This is a genomic window from Pseudomonas cyclaminis (assembly GCF_015163715.1).
Lineage (GTDB): Bacteria > Pseudomonadota > Gammaproteobacteria > Pseudomonadales > Pseudomonadaceae > Aquipseudomonas > Aquipseudomonas cyclaminis.
Window position 1 is genome coordinate 1 of the sequence record NZ_JADDUM010000057.1, and the last position, 2647, is coordinate 2647.

3 protein-coding genes are annotated in these 2647 nt (G+C 60.6%); 2 read left to right on the forward strand and 1 reads right to left on the reverse strand.

Features of this window, described 5'->3' with window-relative positions; genetic code table 11:
• Positions 1–80: 80 nt before the first annotated feature.
• Positions 81–389: a phosphomannomutase gene (locus IQK56_RS09080; RefSeq protein ID WP_224793928.1), complete on the reverse strand. Its 309-nt coding sequence runs from the start codon at positions 387–389 to the stop codon at positions 81–83.
• A gap of 231 nt (positions 390–620) precedes the next feature.
• Here IQK56_RS09080 and IQK56_RS09085 point away from each other — a divergent pair, with 231 nt between their 5' ends.
• Positions 621–1061: a low molecular weight protein-tyrosine-phosphatase gene (locus IQK56_RS09085; RefSeq protein ID WP_224793927.1), complete on the forward strand. Its 441-nt coding sequence runs from the start codon at positions 621–623 to the stop codon at positions 1059–1061.
• Between the two features lie 42 nt (positions 1062–1103).
• The coding region (locus tag IQK56_RS09090) for a GNVR domain-containing protein (protein ID WP_193863676.1) at positions 1104–2647 on the forward strand (1544 nt) is incomplete at its 3' end.

Sequence of the window (2647 nt, forward strand, 5' to 3'; positions counted from 1 at the left end):
GGCCGGCGGCTCCACAAACGCCTGGAACATGCCGGTCAGTTTTCTCAGGGCATAGCCGCGGCGCATACCCCCCAACAGGCTCATGACCGTTCCTCGGTGCCGGAGATATTCGCCAGCAGCTCGGCGGTCTTGACCTGCATGAACTGGCTGTCGCCACGGCTTTCCACGCACAGGCACACCGACAGCGCAGTGCTGACCTGCAACTTGAAGCGCCAGTCGGCGAAGACCATCGACAAGCCGGCGCCGGACTCATCGCTGGCCAGGGAATGGCTGGCATACAACACCTGCATGCGCTCGACGACACGGGTCGAGTTATTCACCTCGACGTGAATATTTCCCGAAGAAGGAAATAGGCCAATACGCTCTACCAATAACTTTGACGTGTTCATGGCCGTCCCCTGGTTGGTGCATTAAAACGGCACTTTATTATGCAAGGGTGAAAAAGTACTGGAATGTTATTTTTAGTCGGATAGTGCCTGTTTTGTTATTTTTTGTCCTGCGCGATAGATAGTCTCTAGTTGCAGCCTGTGGTCATAATTGGTCGGTCGTTAGTTGTTTGTTATTTAAATAAGGTCGTCCCTTTTGCCGATAAACAAATGTGCGGTGCGTGGGAGGTTGCCTTGTTCAAAAACATATTGATTGTGTGTATTGGCAACATCTGCCGCAGCCCGACGGCAGAGCACTTGCTGGGCGCCGCGCTGGGTCCCTGCGGGATTCAGGTCCGTTCGGCCGGCCTGGCGGCGTTGCGTGACCATCCGCTGGAGCCTACCGCCGGGCAAGTGCTGTTGGAGCACGGGCATATTCCCCAAGCGCACAAGGCGCGGCAACTCAACGCTGAGGCCGTCAGCGAGGCCGACCTGATCCTGGTGATGGAACAGCGGCACATCGACGGGGTGCTCAACCTCGCTCCCGAGGCGCGGGGCAAGGTGTTCCTGCTGGGCAAGTGGCAGCAGGACCTTGAGATCACCGACCCCTATCGCCAGGGCAAGCCTGCCTTTGTTCAGGCCTATGCATTGATCGAACAGGCCGTGCAGGCCTGGGCCCGGCGCCTGGCGCGCTGACGCTCCCTCTTTAAAACGATTGCAAGGACGAAGACGCGATTTATGTATTCACCCCAGAACGCTTCCGCTGACAACCCCCACCGTGACGAGATCGATGTACTCGGCATGCTCGGCACCCTGCTTGATCACAAATGGCTGATCGCCGGGATCACCGGCACTTGCATGGTGATCGGCGCGACCTACGCGATTCTGGCGGCGCCGGTGTACCAGGCGAATGCGTTGATCCAGGTGGAGCCCAAGAAGAACGACATGCTCGGCTTCTCCGACGTCAGCAGCCTGCTGGGCAAGGAATCGCCGGCGGTGACCGAGATCGAACTGATCAAGTCGCGCACCATCATCGGCAAAACTGTCGACACCCTGGCGCTGGACATCACCGTCACGCCCCAGCGTTTCCCGCTGATCGGCGGTTTCCTTGCGCGACGGTATGCGCCGGAACACAAGGGTGATATTGCGCCGCCGCTGTTCGGCTTCAGTCGCTGGTCGGTGGGTGGCGAGCAACTGGCGCTGACCACGCTTAATCTGCCGGCCGCATTGCTCGGCACTTCTCTGGTGCTGGTGGCCGGTGAGGCCCAGCGCTACAGCCTGTTTGATGAGGATGACCGGGAGATCGCATCGGGCCGCGTCGGCGAGGCGTTTTCCGCCGGCGGCGTGGAGGTCCTGATCAAGGAACTGCGGGCCAACCCCGGTGCGCATTTCAAGATTGTGCGCAAGCCGCGCCTGGATGCGGTGGCCGATTACCAGGACTTGCTCACCGTGATCGAACGCGGCAAGGAGTCGGGCATCATCAGCCTGTCCCTGGAGAGCACGCGCCCGGCGCTGGCGATTCGCACCCTCACGGAAATCTCCAACCTCTATGTGAAGCAGAACGTCGACCGTACCTCGGCCGAGGCGGCGCAGAGCCTGTCGTTCCTCAACGATCAGTTGCCCCAGGTACGCCGTGACCTGGAGAAGGCCGAAAACGCGCTGAATCGCTTCCAGACTCGCAGCAAGTCCATCGACATCAGCCTGGAAGCCAAGGCGGTGCTCGACCAAGTGGTGGCCCTGGACACCGGCATCTCCGAACTCAAGTTGCAACAGGCCGAGATGGACCGCAAGTTCACGCCGCAGCACCCGGCCTATCGAGCCTTGATCGCCAAGTTGGCTGAACTCAACGCCAAGCAGGCGCAGATGACCAAGCGGGTCGAAGGCCTGCCCAGCACCCAGCAGGAATTGCTCAGCCTGACCCGCGACGTGCAGGTCGGCACCGAGATCTACACGCAGCTGCTCAATCGCTCCCAGGAACTGGACGTGATGCGCGCCGGCACCGTGGGCAACGTGCGCTTGATTGACAGCGCCGATGCCAATATCAGCAAGCCGGTGGAACCGCGCAAAGTGATCGTGGTGCTGCTGGCGATGCTGCTCGGCGGCATGCTTTCCATAGGCCTGGTGCTGGTGCGCAGCCTGCTCAACCGGGGGCTGGAAAGCCCGGATGACATCGAGAAACTCGGCTTGCCGGTGTACGCGTCGATTCCCTTCAGCCTGCTGCAAAAGGCAGAGGAAGCCAATGCGGCCAAGCGCCATTCAGACGCGCCGTCGTTGCTGGCGGT

Coding starts and splice junctions, on each gene's coding strand:
- IQK56_RS09080 (WP_224793928.1), bottom strand. CDS start 389: ATGAACACGTCAAAGTTATTGGTAGAGCGTATTGGCCTATTTCCTTCT.